Source organism: Vibrio sp. 970, assembly GCF_033339075.1.
In genome coordinates, this window is sequence record NZ_JAWOTW010000576.1 from 1 (window position 1) to 585 (window position 585).

General features: G+C 50.8%; 1 protein-coding gene. It reads right to left on the minus strand.

Annotation, left to right across the window (positions count from 1 at the left end):
- On the minus strand, window positions 1–585 hold a 585-nt coding region (ribA, locus tag R7Q11_RS27970), incomplete at both ends, for a GTP cyclohydrolase II (RefSeq protein ID WP_225467206.1).

Consider the following 585-nt stretch of genomic DNA (forward strand, 5'->3'; position numbering starts at 1 on the left):
ACATGTGCCCTAATTTGTTTGCTTTGGTTTTTAGATAGTGTTGGTTGCTTGGATTGCGACCTTCTTGCAGTGGCACACGCTCAACGACATTGATGTGCGCGTTTTTCAAAGCCGCAAGCTTACGGGGGTTGTTGGTCATCAGACGCACTTCGTCAATCCCTAAATGCTCTAACATCCCTTTGCAAAACGCATAGTCTCGCATATCAGCAGCAAACCCCAAACGCTCATTCGCCTCGACGGTATCCGCACCATCATCCTGCAAGTGATAGGCGCGAATTTTGTTGATTAAACCGATGCCACGTCCCTCCTGACGCAAATAGAGCAGCACGCCGCTGCCCTCTTCGACGATGTTTTGCAACGCACGATTTAACTGAAAACCGCAATCGCAGCGGGTGCTAAATAGTGCGTCCCCAGTGAGACATTCAGAATGGAGCCGAATCAATGGCGCAGGCTGAGACGTCGGGTCGCCATACACCAGCGCGAGATGCTCCTTCCCTGTAGCCGTCTCGATGAAGCCGTGCATCATGAATGTGCCCCACTGAGTTGGCAGCTTAGCTTTGTCGATGAACTTAACCAAATTGTAAG